This window comes from Gluconacetobacter entanii (assembly GCF_003206495.1).
Lineage (GTDB): Bacteria > Pseudomonadota > Alphaproteobacteria > Acetobacterales > Acetobacteraceae > Novacetimonas > Novacetimonas entanii.
The window spans coordinates 85,638-101,782 of sequence record NZ_NKUF01000004.1 but is presented as its reverse complement, the minus strand read 5'-3'; the positions used below and the strand labels follow the sequence as shown (position 1 = coordinate 101,782).

Genomic DNA, 16,145 nt, shown 5'->3' with positions numbered 1-16,145 from the left:
AAATGCGTTACAGAACAAAACGCAACCATAACGGGGTGGAACGCAATGCAAGCCAATAATCCTGACCTGTCGCGCCTTGATGCACGCCGGCGGCGTATCTATTACCGCGCGATGCACCGTGGCACACACGAAACCGATGTGCTGATCGGGGGATTTGTCGCCCCGCGCCTTGAGGGCATGAGCGAGGCGGAACTCGACGCGCTGGAGGAAGTGATGGACCTGCCTGATGCCGACCTTGCCGACTGGCTGAGTGGACGTCGCCCGATCCCGGCGGAAGTCGATACCCCCATGATGCGCGCCATCCTTGCCGACGCCAACGACCCGGAGCGTCTGGCCGCGATCCGAGGCCCCAAATGAACGAAATCCGCGCCACGCGACAGACATCCGGCCTGACCCAGATCTGGGGCGTGCCGGAGGGATATGACGCGTTTCTCCTCGCCCGTCGCCTGTCCGAACATGATGGCCCCCTGCTGCATGTGGCGCGCGACGACGCGGAAATGGCGCGGATTGGCGAACAGCTCGCCTTTATTGCCCCGCAGGCGGAAATCCTGCGCTTTCCGGCGTGGGACTGCCTGCCCTATGACCGGGTTTCGCCCAACCCGGCCATCGTGGCCGAACGGGTCGCGACCCTGACCTGCCTGCTGGAAAAGCCGAAGCGCCCGCGCATCGTGCTGACCACGGTCAATGGCCTGATCCAGCGCGTGGCCCCGCGTCGCGCGTTCGAGGGGCAGTCGCTCAACATCGCCACGGGCGAGGCACTGGACCAGGAATTCCTGATCGAACTTCTGGTCGCAAACGGCTACAACCGCACCGACACGGTGATGGAACCGGGCGAATTCGCGACGCGCGGCGGGATTTTCGACATCTTCCCGGCAGGCGAGGCCGAACCTGTGCGCCTCGACCTGTTCGGGGACGAGGTGGAAAACATCCGCGGCTTCGACCCCGCGACCCAGCGTTCGACAGGCCGCAGGGACGCGCTGGTCATGCGGCCGGTGGCGGATTTCAGCCTTGATGCCGACAGCATTTCACGCTTTCGCACCGGCTGGCGCGACCTGTTCGGCCAGGCCGCAGCGGAGGATCCGATGTACCAGCATGTCTCCGCCGGGCGGCGGCATGCGGGGATGGAGCACTGGCTGCCGCTGTTCCATGAACATATGGAAACCCTGATCGATTACCTGCCCGGCGTGTCGATTTCACTGGCGCAGCAGGCGGAGGAAGCGTTCACCGCGCGGCTGGAAATGATCGCGGACCATTTCGAGGCCCGACGCCAGCCGACCCGTGAGGGGGAGGTGCCCTACCGCGCGCTTCCGTCCCACCTGATGTATCTCGACCGCAAGGGGTGGGAGGCCATGCTGGCTGGACACCCGGCGGTGGTGTTCATGCCCTTTGCGCAGCCCGATGGCGCGTCGGGGATTGATGCGGGTGGCAGACCGGGGCAGATGTTCGCGCGCACCGCGACCGACGGCATGCGCGAAAACGTCTTCCCCATGCTGGCCGCGCGCATGAACGAATGGGCGCAGACGGGACGGCGCACCTATGTCACGGCATGGAGCCGTGGCTCGGCCGAACGGCTGGGCGTGTTGTTGCGGGAATACCACCTGCCGGTGCAGTCATACACGACATGGCACGAGGCCGCGCGCATGAAGGCCGGCACGATCGGGCTTCTGACGCTGGGGCTGGAACGCGGATTCGTGGCCGACGACATGGCCTTCGTGTCCGAACAGGATCTGCTGGGTGAGCGGATCTCGCGCCCGCCGCGCCGCCGCAAGAAGGCCGACCAGTTCATTGCCGAGGCGTCGGAAATCGCGGAAGGCGACCTCGTCGTGCATCAGGATTACGGCATTGGCCGCTATGACGGGCTGGAGACGATCGGCGTCGGCAGCGCGCCGCATGACTGCCTGCGCCTGATCTATGACGGCAACGAAAAGCTGTTCCTGCCGGTCGAGAACATCGAACTGCTCAGCCGCTTCGGCTCGGAACAGACGGGCGTGGCGCTGGACAAGCTTGGCGGTGTGTCGTGGCAGTCGCGCAAGGCGAAGATGAAGCAGCGCATCCGCGACATGGCGGGGGAACTGATCCGCACGGCGGCGGCGCGCGCACTGCGTGAAGCCCCGGCCCTGACGCCGGCCGAGGGATTGTGGGACGAATTCTGCGCCCGCTTCCCCTTTGTGGAGACCGAGGACCAGTCCCGCGCCATTGCCGACGTCCTGGACGACATGGCATCGGGCCGCCCGATGGACCGGCTTGTCTGTGGCGATGTCGGGTTTGGCAAGACCGAAGTGGCACTGCGCGCGGCCTTTGTCGCCGCGATGTCGGGCGGGCAGGTGGCCGTCGTCGTGCCGACCACGCTGCTGGCGCGGCAGCATTACCGCACGTTCGCCGCCCGTTTCTCGGACCTGCCGATCAAGGTGGCGCAACTGTCACGCATGGTCACGGGCAAGGAAGCCACCGCCGTGCGCAAGGGGCTGGCCGATGGCACGGTCAATATCGTGATCGGCACGCATGCGCTGCTTGCCAAGACGGTCAAATTCGCGGACCTCGGCCTGCTGATTGTTGACGAGGAGCAGCATTTCGGCGTCGCGCACAAGGAAAAGCTCAAGGCCCTGCGTGAGGATGTCCATGTCCTGACGCTGTCGGCCACACCGCTGCCGCGCACCCTGCAGCTTGCCCTGACCGGCGTGCGGGAAATGAGCCTGATCGCAACCCCGCCAACCGACCGCCTGGCGGTGCGGACCTTCATCATGCCCTTCGACAGCGTCGTCATCCGCGAGGCCATCCAGCGCGAGCGGTTCCGTGGGGGGCAGGTCTTCTGCGTCGTGCCGCGTATCGAGGACCTCGACCGCATGGCGGCCCGGCTGCATGAAATCGTCCCCGATGCCCGGATGGTGCAGGCGCATGGCCGCCTGAGCCCGACCGAACTGGAACGGGTCATGACCGAATTCAGCGATGGCAAATATGACATCCTGCTGTCCACCAACATCGTCGAAAGCGGGCTGGACATGCCTGCGGTCAATACGCTCATCATCCATCGCGCCGACATGTTCGGGCTGGGGCAGCTTTACCAGTTGCGCGGGCGCGTCGGGCGCGGCAAGCAGCGTGGATATGCCTACCTGACATGGCCGCAGACACATGTCCTGTCGGCTGCCGCGCAGAAGCGGCTGGAGGTCATGCAGACGCTTGATACGCTGGGGGCGGGCTTTACGCTGGCGTCGCACGACCTTGACCTGCGCGGGGCCGGCAACCTGCTCGGCGATGAGCAGTCAGGGCATATCCGTGAGGTCGGGATCGAGCTTTACCAGCAGATGCTCGAAGACGCGGTGGCCGACCTGCGCCATGAAAAGGGCCGCCGCAAGGCGGAGGATCGCGACTGGACCCCCAACATCATCCTTGGCCTGCCGGTGCTGATCCCCGACACCTATGTGCCGGACCTGCCGGTGCGGCTGGGGCTGTATCGCCGGATTTCGGCCCTTGCCAACGATGCGGAAATCGAGGCGATGCAGGCGGAACTGATCGACCGCTTCGGCACATTGCCCGACGAGGTGCGCAACCTGCTTGATGTCGTGGCGCTGAAGCGGATGTGCCGTACTGCGGGCGTGGAACGGCTGGAGGCCGGGCCGAAGGGCATGGTGATCCAGTTCCGCAACAACAGCTTCGTCAACCCGGCGGGACTGGTGACATGGATCGCGCAGCAGAAGGACGGGAAGGTGCGGCTGCGCCCGGACCACAAGCTGGCCATCATCCGGGAGATGACGAACGCGCAGCGCATCACGCAGGCCCGCAAGGTGCTTGGGGCGCTGAACACGCTGGCGGAAGCTGTCCCGGCCTGAGGATGGTCCGCGCAATATCGCGCGGATCAGGAGATGCGTCCGGACGTGGCCTTTTCGCGAAAGCCGCGTCCGGGTGGTTTCCTTCAGGAACCATTTGAAAGCAAAAGTTTCCGGGTGTCGCCTTTTGATCGAAAGGGGGGACGTTCTTCGAAGCTTTTTGAAAAAGGCTTCACCAAAAACTTTTAACTTTTCAAACCGTTTTTAGCGGATGGGCAGGGGGATATGGTTGACCGTCAGGACACCGGCATCCCAGTTCACGTCCCACGACGTGCCAGTGGCCGAACGGTGCCCGAACAGCTTGGCCAAGACCAGGGCCGCGCTGGCCTTCGTCTGGCCACTGTCGCGCAGGGTCGCGATGATGTCGTCAAGATGCTGGACCGCCACATGGCCCTCCCCGGCGGAGGCATCGGTATTGCCCGTCAGGGTCGCCTTGCCGTTGCCCGAAATCTGCATCGTGTCACGCACCGCCTTGACCGAGGTCAGTTCCACCGGCACCGCGACACTCTCGCTCGGGTGGCCGACGATGGCGGCGGCAAGCGGCACGATATCCGATGCGGGCATGGAAGCGGACGCCGAGGCCTGCTGTGGCATCGTCGCCTCCAGCAGGTGATTCTTGCTGCCATTGATGTTCACGCCCTGCGTCTCCAGCGTCATGACGGCAGGGGCGTCAGGCGTGCGCCCGCCCGTCAGGCGCAGGTGGGCACGACGGAAGGACAGGTGGATCGTCCCCGTGGACATGTCCGCGTTATCCCACACAAGGTCGTAGCTCTTGCCCGACTGCACCCCGTCAAGGACGGGGGCGACGACCTGCAGGAAATAGGAATTGGGGCAGTGGTCGGAATGGTGGCCCGTCAGGGTTGCCACCATGACCAGGGATGCCGCATCCTCCAGGTCATGCAGTTCGGCGGCATTCATCCCGCTGCCGGTGGCGGTGATGTCACCCGCACGCAGTTCCTGATGCGCATGTTCCCCCGCAAGGCGCAGGTCATACCCGCGGGAGATGATGCTGTCCGTCACGTGCGCCTGGCTGCTGGTGGCGGACGAGACCGCGCATTCTTCCGGCAGGGAGGTCGCCCATGCGCCGCTGGCGGCAGGGAAGGCGATCGCGGGCGCGCAGGCGCCAAGGAGAAGCGGTAAGAGAAGTTTCTTCATTGTGATGCGTAAACTGGCTTGGATACGTTCATTATGCAATCTGTGGCCGTATCGAAAAGCGCCAGATCTCCCCCTGCAATCAGAAGTTTCAAACCCCATGTTCCGCAAGATCGACACGTTCCTGCTTTGCCTGGTTGCCACGATCCTTATCGCAACCTTTTTTCCCTGCACAGGGAACGGGATCAATTTTTTCCAGACACTGGCCATTATCGTGATCGGGGTCATGTTCTTTTTCCAGGGCGCGCGCCTGTCACGACGCGCCATCATCGACGGCATGACGAACTGGCGCCTCCATCTGGCGATCCTTGGCTGCACCTTCGTGGCCTTCCCGCTGCTGGGAATGGGGTTTCATGCGCTGTTCCCAGCATTCCTTGATGCCGATACCTGGACGGGACTGCTGTTCCTGTGCTGCCTGCCCTCGACGGTGCAGTCCTCGATCGCCTTTACCTCCATCTGGCAGGGGAACGTGGCGGCGGCCATCTGTTCGGCCACCATGTCCAACATCATGGGCATTTTCATCACGCCGCTCCTGACGGGACTGGTCGTGCACCAGTCGGCCTCCACGCAGGGGGGGATCACGTCGATCATGCTGCAACTTCTGCTGCCCTTCATGCTGGGGCAGATGGCGCAGCCATGGATCGGGGGATGGGTCCACCGGTACAAGCAGGTGATTTCCATGACCGACCGGGCTTCCATCCTGATCGTCGTCTATACCGCCTTCAGCGAAGCGGTGGTGCAGGGGCTGTGGCACCGGGTTACCGCGGCACAGATCGGGCGCATCATGGTGGCGGACAGCATCCTGCTGCTTACCGTTCTGGTCCTGACAACGTTCGGCAGCCGCCTGCTCGGCTTCAGCCGCCGTGACGAGGTGGCGATCGTGTTCTGCGGTTCGAAAAAGACACTGGCGTCAGGCGTTCCGATGGCCAACGTGCTGTTTGCGGGGCCGATGGTGGGCATTATCGTCCTGCCGCTGATGATCTATCACCAGATCCAGTTGTTCGTGTGCGCGACCCTGGCGCGGCGTTATGCCCGCAGCGCCACCGGAGTCCGGACGGACGGGATCGCGCGCCAGACATAAGCATGCGAACATGGCGGGTGTTTTTGCCCCTCGCCGTTGGGACGCGGGAAGGCTATGACACGTGCGGCTTCATGGCGCATGCCTGATCCGATTTATTGTGACGCAAGATGGTGGACGAACGAAACATGAGTGGACTGGATCCTGACAACTGGGACGCGCTGCGTCAGCTGGGACACCGGATGCTGGACGACATGATCGATCGCCTCAGCCACCTGCGTGAACAGCCGGTGTGGCAGCCCATGCCCAACGGGCTGCGCCAGGAACTGCGTACGGGCCTGCCGGCCGGCCCCTCCGCGCCCGAAGACCTCTATGCCCGTTTCCAGCAACTGGTCGTGCCCTATGCCACGGGCAACGTGCATCCGGGCTTCATGGGGTGGGTCCATGGAGGGGGTACCGCGATCGGGATGCTGTCTGAACTGCTGGCAGGGGGGCTGAACGCCAACTGTGGCGGCCGTGACCATGCCCCGATCGAGGTGGAGCGCGAGGTCATCCGCTGGGCCGCGCAGATCTGCGGTTTTCCCACCGACTGTTCCGGCCTGCTGGTGACGGGGTCGTCCATGGCCAACATGATCGCGGTCATCACCGCCAGCCGCGCCGTGCCGGACGGCCTGGCGATGCGCCATGCCGGGGTGGGGACGCGCAGGCTGACGGGATATGCCGCCGCCAGCGCCCATGGCTGCATTTCGCGTGCGTTCGACCTGACGGGGCTGGGGTCCGACGCCCTGCGGATCATCCCGGTGGACCGCAACAACCGCATGATCCTGCCGGAACTGGAAAAGGCCATCGCCCGTGACCGCGCGGCCGGGTACGAACCCTTCATGATTGTCGGCACTGCGGGAACCGTCGATACCGGCTCCATCGACGATCTGGACCAGTTGGCCAACATCGCCGCGCGCGAAAAGCTGTGGTTCCATGTCGATGGGGCCTTCGGCGCGCTGGCGGCCCTGTCGCCGGACCTGCGGCCGATGCTCAAGGGGATGGAACGCGCCGACAGCATCGCATTCGATTTCCACAAATGGGCGCAGGTGCAGTACGACGCGGGCTGCATCCTCGTGCGCGACCCCACGCTTCAGGCCGCCGCCTTTGCACAGTCGCGCAGTTACCTCGCGCGGGAGGACAGGGGCCTTGCGACAAACGGTCCGTGGTTCTGTGACCTTGGCCCCGACCTGTCACGTGGTTTCCGTGCGCTGAAGGTCTGGATGACGCTGGGCACCTATGGCGCGGAACGGATGGGTGAAATGGTGGCGGGATGCTGCGCCATCGCCCGTCACCTGGCCCGCCGGGTGGAGGAAAATCCGCGCACGGAACTGCTGGCGCCGGTCACGCTGAACATTGTGTGTTTCCGTGTGCTCGCCACCGTGGACGACCTTGACCATTTCAATGGCGAAATCGTCAAGGACCTGCATGAAAGCGGCGTCGCGGCCCCGTCCACCACCGTGATCGGGGGACGCAAGGCCGTGCGCGCGGCCATCGTCAACCACCGCACGGTGGAGGCGGATGTGGACCGGATGCTTGAGAAGCTCCTCGAACTCGCGGATGCACGGCTTGCCCGGGAAAAGCAGGGCTGACAACGGAAGCTTCCGGACGTCGCCTTTTCTCTGAAAAGGCGACGTTCCCCTGAAGCTTTTTGGAAGAAGCTTCACCAAAAACTTTCAAGACCTGCCAGCAGCAGGAGAGGAGACTAGCGCCGTCCCCCCGACTTTTCTTCGGTGAACAGCTCGGAGAGTTTCTGCATCATCGTGCCACCCAGTTCCTCCGCGTCGGTAATGGTGACGGCGCGGCGGTAATACCGGGTCACGTCATGCCCGATCCCGATGGCCAGCAGTTCGATGGCGCTGCGCGTCTCGATCTGTGCAATGACTTCGCGCAGGTGCGTCTCCAGGTAGGAGCCGGGATTGACCGACAGGGTACTGTCATCCACCGGCGCGCCATCGGAAATCACCATCAAAATCTTGCGGCTTTCGGGACGCGCCCGCAGGCGGCGCTGCGCCCACAGCAGCGCTTCACCGTCGATGTTTTCCTTCAGCAGCCCTTCGCGCAGCATCAGGCCAAGATTCTTGCGCGCCCGACGCCACGGCATGTCCGCCGCCTTGTACACAATATGGCGCAGGTCATTGAGGCGCCCGGGATTGGCGGGCTTGCCATCGGTCACCCATTGCTCCCGGCTGCGCCCGCCTTTCCACGCGCGGGTGGTAAAGCCAAGCACCTCCACCTTGACCGCGCAGCGTTCAAGCGTGCGGGCGAGGATATCGCCACACATCGCCGCAACCGAAATCGGGCGGCCACGCATCGACCCGGAATTGTCAATCAGCAGCGTCACCACGGTGTCACGGAAATCCGTGTCGCGTTCGCGCTTGTACGACAGCGAAAGCATCGGGTTGACCACGATGCGCGACAGGCGGCCAGCATCGAGGATGCCTTCCTCCAGATCGAACTCCCACGCCCGGGTCTGCTGCGCCATCAGGCGGCGCTGCAGGCGGTTCGCCAGTTTCGACACCACGCCCTGCATGCTCACCAACTGCTGGTCGAGGGTCTGGCGCAGGCGGAACAGTTCCTCCGCATCGCACAGGTCTTCCGCGCCGATTTCCTCGTCATAGGCAGTGGTATAGGCGTGATAGCCCGGGATCCTGTCCTGATCCGCGTCTTCCGCATCTTCGGAGGGACCGCCCGCTTCCTCCGAACCGGAAGCCGCACCGTCCTGCTCGCCGTTATCCTGCTCGTCCTCTCCCATACCGGTGCCCTGCGACATCTGCATCTGCAGGCCGGGATCCTCTTCCTCCGCCGGGCTGTCCTGCTCCTGCGGGTTCGGCTCCTCCGGCGCGTCGGAGGCATCGCTTTCATCCGACTGGGCGGACGCGGTTCCGTCCTCGTCCTCCGCCTCGGGGTCGGTTTCCTGCTCGATCAGGTCACAGGCCATCAGCAACTGCCGGGCGGCACGGGCGAAATCCACCTGGCTGTCCTGCCGGGCGACCATCGCATCAAGCGCCTGCAGCACATTGGCGGGCAGTTCATCCTGCCAGCGCTGCATGGTGGTCTTCATGGACTCCGTCACAGGCTGGCCCGTCATGCGCGCGCGCGCCAGCAGGCCGAACGCAAGTGCCGTGGGCATCTGGCGTCCGCCATTGGCGTCGCCAAGGCCCATTTCCGCACATTCCTGCGCCAGCCTGGCCTGAAGGTTGGCGGCCATGCCTGCCATGTGCCGCGCGCCGACACTTTCAACCCGCGCCTGTTCCAGCGCGTCATAGATGTCGCGTGCCTCGCCCGCGTCAGGCTGGGCCGCGGCATGGATGGCCGCGTCATGATGGCGCACCCGCAATGCCGCCGCATCCGCGACACCACGCAGGCGCATCATGTCAACCTCCGACATGCCCGCCGCCGGCGCGGGCAGGCGCACCTGCGTGCCCACCACAGAGACACCGGGGGCGACGGGACCGTTAAGGAACGTCACCTCCGTCGCGGCATTGCCGCCCACGGCGCGGACAGCCCCGACCGTCGCGCGCTTGAAACGCTCGGCGCGTGCGGTCCGCTGGGCTGAAGCTTCGCCCGAACGCGAGGATGGGGTCTTTTCACGCATGCCGTATGCCTGCCTGCTCTGGAATCGTTCTGCGCTGCCTTAGCGTGCCTGCGGTGGCATCAGGTCGGCGTTGAAACAGCGCTGGTAATATTCGGCCACGGTCGGCCGTTCCGCCTCATCGCACTTATTCAGGAACGTCACACGGAACGCAAAGGCCAGATCCTTGAAAATACGATAGTTTTCGGCCCAACTGATGACCGTGCGCGGTGACATGACGGTGGAGATGTCGCCCGCGATGAACCCCGAACGCGTCAGGTCCGCAAGGGCGACCATCATCTCGATCCGCCTGGCGTCCTGCGGGTTCTTCTTCGGGTCGATCCCCATCTTCGCCATGACAATGGCGCTTTCCTGCGCATGGGGCAGGTAATTCAGCGTCGTGACGATGTTCCAGCGATCCATCTGCCCCTGGTTGATCTGCTGGGTGCCATGATACAGGCCCGTGGTATCGCCAAGGCCGACGGTGTTGGCCGTCGCGAACAGGCGGAAGGCGGGGTTGGGGCGGATGACGCGGTTCTGGTCCAGCAGCGTCAGATGTCCCTCCACCTCGAGCACGCGCTGGATGACGAACATGACATCGGGCCGTCCCGCGTCATATTCGTCAAACACCAGCGCGCAGGGATGCTGCAGGCCCCATGGCAGCAGGCCCTCGCGGAATTCGGTGATCTGCTTGCCGTCCTTCAGGACGATCGCATCCTTGCCGATCAGGTCGATACGCGAAATATGGCTGTCGAGGTTGATGCGCACGCTCGGCCAGTTCAGCCGCGCGGCCACCTGCTCGATATGCGAAGACTTGCCCGTGCCGTGATAGCCCTGGACCATCACGCGGCGGTTGAAGGCAAAGCCCGCAAGGATGGCCAGCGTGGTGTCATGGTCGAACTGGTAGGTCGGGTCGATCTGGGGCACATGGTCGGTGCGCACCGAAAATGCGGGCACTTCCATATCGCTGTCGATACCGAACACCTCCCGCGCCGAGACCTTGCGGTCAGGCTGGGAAATGGCGGAAATGGGAGGCAGCGGCTCGCCTGCCGCATCGACATTTCCGGGCGTAAGCTCTTCGAGTGCATTCATTGATATCGTGTCCGTCATATTCTGGTGCCCCTGCCATCATACGCCGCGATCCGGCACGACAGGTAACGTCATACACAGGAGTATAGGAAGGGGACGGGCGATCAGCCATCACTTAAAATCTAGGCCGAACGGGCAAGTCCGCCGTCCGGCATTGCCACAAGATGGGCACGGATCGCCGTATAGGCAACATTGATCCCCTTAAGCCGCTCTTCCGCCGCGCGATCGCCGCCATTGGCGTCGGGGTGATGCTGGCGGGCCAGCGCCTTGTAGCGTGTCTTCAGTTCATCGAGCGAGATGGGCCAGCCAAGGTCCAGCACGCTGAGCGGGTATTTCAGTTCATCCGGGGCGGCATGGCGCGCGTCACGTTCCTGCGCGCGGCGTGCCCGCGTGCGCGCACCGTTTTTCAGCAGGTCAAGCGGGTCGAGGATTTCCTCCTCGTCAAAGCCACGCGCGCCATTGGCCTGCCCCAGTCGCCATGACGGCCTGTTCCACGACACATCGGCGCGGATATGGGCCTCGATCTGCCAGGGCGACATGCCTTTGTAGTAGTCCCAGCGCGCATTGTATTCACGCACATGTTCCAGGCAGAACCAGAAATACTGGTTCAGCGCGTCGCGCGAACGCGGCGCGCGATAACCTGCGGCCTCGGTGCATCCGGCCATGTCGCAGCAGCGCGCCGGTGCGTCCGGATCGGGGTCAAAGGCCTTGGGACGTGTATTCCTTCTCTTCATCATTCCCGTTATGTGCGTCCGTTCATGCTTCGTGCAAGAGCGAAGATGTGCGAGTGTGGCCATGGAGCAGAGGAAGCAGCCAATGACAGACCGGATCGCGGGACGCGCCGCCCGAATCGAGACATGCCTTCGTGAGCGTCTCGCCCCCGTGGAACTGCATGTTCACGACGACAGCGCCCGCCATGCCCACCATGTCGGGATACGCGACAATGGCGTGCAGGCGGGGGAGAGTCATTATAACGTGCTGGTTGTCAGCGACGCCTTTGCCGACATGGGCCGGGTGCAGCGCTCCCGCCTTGTCCACGAACTGCTGGCCGATGAATTCGCGGGCGGCATGCATGCGCTGTCTCTGACCCTGCGCACGCCTGCGGAACAGGAACGGATGACGACATCATGAAAGATGCCATGAAACCGGCATTTCCCTTTCACGTCCGCCGCCTGATGGCGGGCGGCCTGCTGATGCTGCTTGGCGCTTGTCAGGCAGTGCCGGACAAGGCGACGCTGAGCCAGAAGGACGAGATCACGCGGGTCGAGCATTACCTCAATGACACGCACGGCCTTGGCGCGCATTTCGTCCAGACCTGGCCCGATGGCGGGAAGGGCGACGGGAAGCTGTATTATGATCCGGGCAGGCTGCGCCTTGACTACACCACGCCCGCCGCGATGAAGCTGACGGCGGCGAACGGGCATCTGGTGTTCATCGACCCGCGCCGCGATTCCGTAACGCGCATGTCGCTCGGGCACCAGCCGCTTGGCCTGCTGCTGCAACAGCCCGTGCATCTGGATGGAGAGATCGTCGTGACTTCCGTCCAGCACGGGACCAACAGCCTCCAGATCTCCATGGCGCGTTCCGACAGCCCGTCGCAGGGGCTCCTGACGCTGGGCTTTTCGGATATCTCGGGCACGCTGAGCCTGATCGCCATCGAGATGACGGACGTGGAACGCCAGCATATCCGCCTCGACCTCGATGATGTCCATGCCGGTCCTGCATGGCCTGATGACCTGTTTTCCCTCAGCACCACGAAGTAAGAGGCTGCGAATCATGCAGTTTCAGGGAACGCCATCCTGGCAGGGCGGCGTCCCGGATCTTCCGTCAGATCACTTTCAGGCAGACCCCGATGCCGTGACGCCGGGAAGATCGGCCGGCATCATGCCTCCAGATATTCCCCTTCCACCGGCACGCTGCCGAAACACTCCGTCCAGCAGTCACGCAGCGCGCGGTCCACATCCGCCATGGTGACGTCGAGCCCCAGCCTGCGCAGGCTGGTCACGCCATATTCGCGGATTCCACAGGGGACGATTCCCTCGAAATCCGACAGGGCATGGTCAACGTTGATTGCGACTCCGTGCCAACTGACCCAGCGCGAGACCCGCACCCCGATGGCCGCGATCTTTTCCTCCCGCCCGCTTTTCGGGTCCACCACCCAGACGCCCACGCGTCCCTCCCGCCGTTCACCGGTCACGCCGAAACGGCCGAGTGTGCGAATCAGCCACTCCTCCAGCGCATGGACATAGGCCCGCACGTCACGCGCGGGGACCGGGCCGTGTGGCTGCGTAAGGTCCAGCATGACATAGCACACGCGCTGCCCCGGCCCGTGATAGGTCCACTGCCCGCCGCGTCCCGCAGGCCAGGTGGGATATCCGGCCGGATTGAACAGGTCTTCCGGCCGGGCCGACGTGCCGGCCGTATAGGTGGGGGGATGTTCCAGCAACCACACCCGTTCACCCGCGTCACCGGCCCGGATCGCACGGGCGTCACGCTCCATACAGGCCAGCGCATCGGGGTAGGGGACACGTCCTGGTGCCATTTCCCATAAAATCTTGTTTTCAGTCATTGCCCGTTTGCCTTCCATCGGTTATACGGCCTGCATTGCTTCGCTATCGCTTACCCGATACCGAAGATAATGTATGCGGCCATGGCGGAATGGTAGACGCGCAAGCTTGAGGTGCTTGTGGGGGAAACCCCGTGGAAGTTCGAGTCTTCTTGGCCGCACCATACATTTCCAGAAAATTATCCCAATAAAGAGTCCCGGCAGGGCGGTGAACGGATCATCACCGCCTGTTGATTCGTGCTGTCCGGAACGGGTTGCCATAAAATCGGCACAATTATACATCTTTATGCCGAAAGACCTTGCCGCCGCCGCTTCAATATGTCGGCATGTCATGCCAGTCCGGCACAGGTGACATGACAGGTATGGAAAACCGGGGTGAATGCATTACAAAGCGTATCAGGCCCCCTAATGAATGCATTCCAGACCAAAACAGTTGATTTAGGTCATGTTGTTGCGTGACACTGCGCCCTAAAGATGCAGTCAACGCGACTTTCCCAAGGTCCAGATATTGCCGATTGTCCTGGAATTCAGGAGGGCAGGGAAAGGGAAGTCCGAGGTTATTTGTAAGATAAGGTGGATTTTGTGATCAAGCCCTTGAAAAAAGCCGTTCTTCCTGTTGCCGGAATGGGAACCCGTTTCTTGCCCGCAACGAAATCGGTGCCCAAGGAAATGCTGCCGGTTGTCGACAGGCCGCTGATCCAGTACGCGATTGACGAAGCCCGTGAGGCCGGGATCGAGGAATTCTGCCTGGTGTCGAGCCGCGGCAAGGACTCGCTGATTGATTATTTCGATATCGCATTTGAGCTTGAAGCCACGCTGAAGGAGCGCAAGAAGACCTCCGCGCTGAAGGCGCTGGAACCGACCCGTGTCACGCCGGGTTCGATGATTTCCGTCCGCCAGCAGGAACCGCTTGGCCTGGGCCATGCCATCTGGTGCGCCCGCAGCTTCATCGGCAACGACCCGTTCGCCATCCTGCTGCCTGACGACGTGGTGCAGAGCAAGACCTCCTGCCTGAAGCAGATGGTCGAGGTCTATAACCGCACGGGCGGCAACGTGCTGGCGGTGACCGAGGTCCCGCGCGAAAAGACCGACCAGTACGGCGTGCTGGATGTCGGCCACGACGACGGCAAGCTTGTCGAGGTCAAGGGCCTGGTGGAAAAGCCGAAGCCCGCGGAAGCACCGTCCAACCTGTCGGTCATCGGTCGCTATATCCTGACCGCCGATGTGCTGCCCCACCTTGCCAAGCTTGAAAAGGGCGCGGGCGGTGAAGTGCAGTTGACCGATGCGATGGCGAAGATGATCGGCCACGTGCCGTTCCATGGTTTCCGCTACGAAGGCCGCCGCTTTGACTGCGGCAACAAGATCGGCTTCCTCGAGGCGCAGATTGCCTTCTCCCTCGCACGCGAAGACCTTGCCGATGAGGTGCGTGAGTTCCTGAAGTCCTATCAGGAAAAATAAGGCCGGTGTCCTTTCGTCATCGCTTCGACCCGACAAGCCTGCGTGAATATGACATCCGCGGGATTGTCGGGAAGACCCTGACGGCACAGGACGCCTATGCCATCGGTCGTGCCTTTGGCAGCGTGATCGCCCGCACGGGCGGCACGACTGTCGTGGTCGGGCATGACGGCCGCCTCTCCTCACCGGGGCTGGAAGCCGAACTGGTGCAGGGGGCCATGGCGTCGGGCATGGCCGTAACCCGGGTGGGGTGCGGTCCCACGCCGCTTCTGTATTACGCATCGGTGGAACTTGGGGCTGACGGTGCGGTCATGGTGACCGGCAGCCATAACCCACCCGACCATAATGGCTTCAAGATGATGCTGGGCAGCAAGCCATTCTTTGGCGGGCAGATCCGCGAACTTGGCCATCTCTGCGCCACTGGTGACGTGGTGCCCGAAACCACGGGCAGCGTCCGTGACATCGACATGACGGAGCAGTATGTCGCACGCCTGCTTCGCGACTGGGACGGCGGGACGCGGTCGCTGCATGTCGTGTGGGATAACGGGCACAGCGCGGCGGGCAGGGTGCTGGCGCGCCTCGTAAAGGGGCTGCCGGGACGGCATACCATTCTGAACGGTGAAATCGACGGGCATTTCCCCGCCCATCATCCGGACCCGACAATCCCGGCGAACCTTGAACAGTTGATCGCCACGGTACGCAGCCAGCACGCCGATATCGGGCTTGCCTTTGATGGCGATGCCGATCGTATCGGGGTCGTGGACAATACCGGACAGATCCTGTGGGCGGACCAGCTTCTGCTGGTGCTGGCGCGTGATGTGCTGCGTGACCATGCGGGCGCCACGGTCATCGCGGACGTCAAGGCAAGTCAGGCCCTGTTCGATGCGGTGGACCAGGCGGGCGGCACGCCTGTCATGTGGGGGGCGGGCCATTCCCTGATAAAATCCAAGATGGCGGAAACCGGCGCACTTCTGGCGGGGGAAATGTCGGGACATATCTTTTTTGCCGACAGATGGTACGGATTTGACGATGCGCTGTACGCCGCCGTACGGCTGCTGGGGATTGTGGCGCGCCTGCCGGGGCCGCTGTCGGATGTGCGTCAGGCGCTTCCGGTCATGGTCAATACGCCTGAACTGCGGTTTGATTGTCCAGACACGCGCAAATTCGCCGTCATAGACGAGGTCGCGGATCGCCTGCGCGCGCAGGGGGCGAAAATGTCCCGGATTGATGGTGTCCGTGTCAGCACCCCTGATGGATGGTGGCTGCTGCGTGCGTCCAACACACAGGCCATGCTGGTGGCCCGTGCGGAAAGCACGACCGAATCCGGGCTTGCACGGCTGCAGGCCGAACTGGCGGCGCAACTGCACGAATCAGGCGTAGAATCCCCCGATTTTTCCGGCGCGGCCACCCGTCACTGAACAGGATTTC

13 protein-coding genes and 1 tRNA gene are annotated in these 16,145 nt (G+C 63.4%); 9 read left to right on the top strand and 5 right to left on the bottom strand.

Annotated features, from left to right (window positions below; translation table 11 throughout):
- Positions 1 to 45 precede the first annotated feature (45 nt).
- Together CFR72_RS03365 and mfd are read left to right on the top strand one after the other, a co-directional pair.
- Positions 46 to 357 carry an FAD assembly factor SdhE gene (locus CFR72_RS03365; protein WP_110912636.1) on the top strand — a complete coding sequence of 104 codons (312 nt, stop codon included), beginning with the start codon at positions 46 to 48 and terminating at the stop codon, positions 355 to 357.
- A complete protein-coding gene (mfd, locus tag CFR72_RS03360; RefSeq protein ID WP_110912635.1) occupies positions 354 to 3,827 on the top strand; it encodes a transcription-repair coupling factor in 3,474 nt (1,157 codons plus the stop codon). Before CFR72_RS03365 ends, mfd begins: the two co-directional genes overlap by 4 nt.
- 201 nt (positions 3,828 to 4,028) lie before the next feature.
- On the opposite strand, the gene CFR72_RS03355 is transcribed toward mfd, so the two are convergent.
- The gene (locus CFR72_RS03355) at positions 4,029 to 4,979 is read right to left on the bottom strand and encodes a hypothetical protein (protein ID WP_110912634.1); all 951 of its coding nucleotides are present in this window, start codon (positions 4,977 to 4,979) and stop codon (positions 4,029 to 4,031) included.
- Positions 4,980 to 5,076: 97 nt separating this feature from the next.
- On the opposite strand from CFR72_RS03355, the gene CFR72_RS03350 reads away from it, so the two are divergent.
- Together CFR72_RS03350 and CFR72_RS03345 are read left to right on the top strand one after the other, a co-directional pair.
- Positions 5,077 to 6,057 carry a bile acid:sodium symporter family protein gene (locus CFR72_RS03350; protein ID WP_110912633.1) on the top strand — a complete coding sequence of 327 codons (981 nt, stop codon included), beginning with the start codon at positions 5,077 to 5,079 and terminating at the stop codon, positions 6,055 to 6,057.
- Between the two features lie 125 nt (positions 6,058 to 6,182).
- Positions 6,183 to 7,625 carry a pyridoxal phosphate-dependent decarboxylase family protein gene (locus CFR72_RS03345; protein ID WP_110912685.1) on the top strand — a complete coding sequence of 481 codons (1,443 nt, stop codon included), beginning with the start codon at positions 6,183 to 6,185 and terminating at the stop codon, positions 7,623 to 7,625.
- A gap of 113 nt (positions 7,626 to 7,738) precedes the next feature.
- Here the strand turns inward: CFR72_RS03345 and cobT are convergent, their stop codons facing one another.
- The 3 genes from cobT to CFR72_RS03330 form a co-directional block, all read right to left on the bottom strand.
- On the bottom strand, positions 7,739 to 9,631 hold the full coding sequence (cobT, locus tag CFR72_RS03340; protein WP_110912632.1) for a cobaltochelatase subunit CobT: 1,893 nt from the start codon (positions 9,629 to 9,631) through the stop codon (positions 7,739 to 7,741).
- A 39-nt stretch (positions 9,632 to 9,670) separates the two neighbouring features.
- The gene (gene cobS, locus CFR72_RS03335; protein WP_110912684.1) at positions 9,671 to 10,699 is read right to left on the bottom strand and encodes a cobaltochelatase subunit CobS; all 1,029 of its coding nucleotides are present in this window, start codon (positions 10,697 to 10,699) and stop codon (positions 9,671 to 9,673) included.
- A 119-nt stretch (positions 10,700 to 10,818) separates the two neighbouring features.
- Complete coding sequence (locus CFR72_RS03330) at positions 10,819 to 11,433, bottom strand: J domain-containing protein (RefSeq protein WP_110912631.1); 615 nt, start codon at positions 11,431 to 11,433, stop codon at positions 10,819 to 10,821.
- Between the two features lie 79 nt (positions 11,434 to 11,512).
- Between CFR72_RS03330 and CFR72_RS03325 the strand changes: the two genes are divergently transcribed.
- The gene (locus CFR72_RS03325) at positions 11,513 to 11,827 is read left to right on the top strand and encodes a BolA family protein (protein WP_110912630.1); all 315 of its coding nucleotides are present in this window, start codon (positions 11,513 to 11,515) and stop codon (positions 11,825 to 11,827) included.
- Positions 11,828 to 11,835: 8 nt separating this feature from the next.
- The gene (locus CFR72_RS03320; RefSeq protein ID WP_110912683.1) at positions 11,836 to 12,459 is read left to right on the top strand and encodes a LolA family protein; all 624 of its coding nucleotides are present in this window, start codon (positions 11,836 to 11,838) and stop codon (positions 12,457 to 12,459) included.
- Between the two features lie 119 nt (positions 12,460 to 12,578).
- Here the strand turns inward: CFR72_RS03320 and lipB are convergent, their stop codons facing one another.
- The gene (gene lipB / locus CFR72_RS03315; RefSeq protein ID WP_110912629.1) at positions 12,579 to 13,283 is read right to left on the bottom strand and encodes a lipoyl(octanoyl) transferase LipB; all 705 of its coding nucleotides are present in this window, start codon (positions 13,281 to 13,283) and stop codon (positions 12,579 to 12,581) included.
- Between the two features lie 57 nt (positions 13,284 to 13,340).
- Between lipB and CFR72_RS03310 the strand changes: the two genes are divergently transcribed.
- The 3 genes from CFR72_RS03310 (at position 13,341) to pgmG (ending at position 16,135) form a co-directional block, all read left to right on the top strand.
- A tRNA-Leu gene (locus CFR72_RS03310) sits at positions 13,341 to 13,426 on the top strand.
- Positions 13,427 to 13,844: 418 nt separating this feature from the next.
- Positions 13,845 to 14,720 carry a UTP--glucose-1-phosphate uridylyltransferase GalU gene (galU, locus tag CFR72_RS03305; protein WP_110912682.1) on the top strand — a complete coding sequence of 292 codons (876 nt, stop codon included), beginning with the start codon at positions 13,845 to 13,847 and terminating at the stop codon, positions 14,718 to 14,720.
- A gap of 5 nt (positions 14,721 to 14,725) precedes the next feature.
- Positions 14,726 to 16,135, top strand: a complete 1,410-nt coding sequence (gene pgmG / locus CFR72_RS03300; RefSeq protein WP_110912628.1) for a phosphoglucomutase/phosphomannomutase PgmG — start codon at positions 14,726 to 14,728, stop codon at positions 16,133 to 16,135.
- The last annotated feature ends 10 nt before the right edge of the window (positions 16,136 to 16,145 follow it).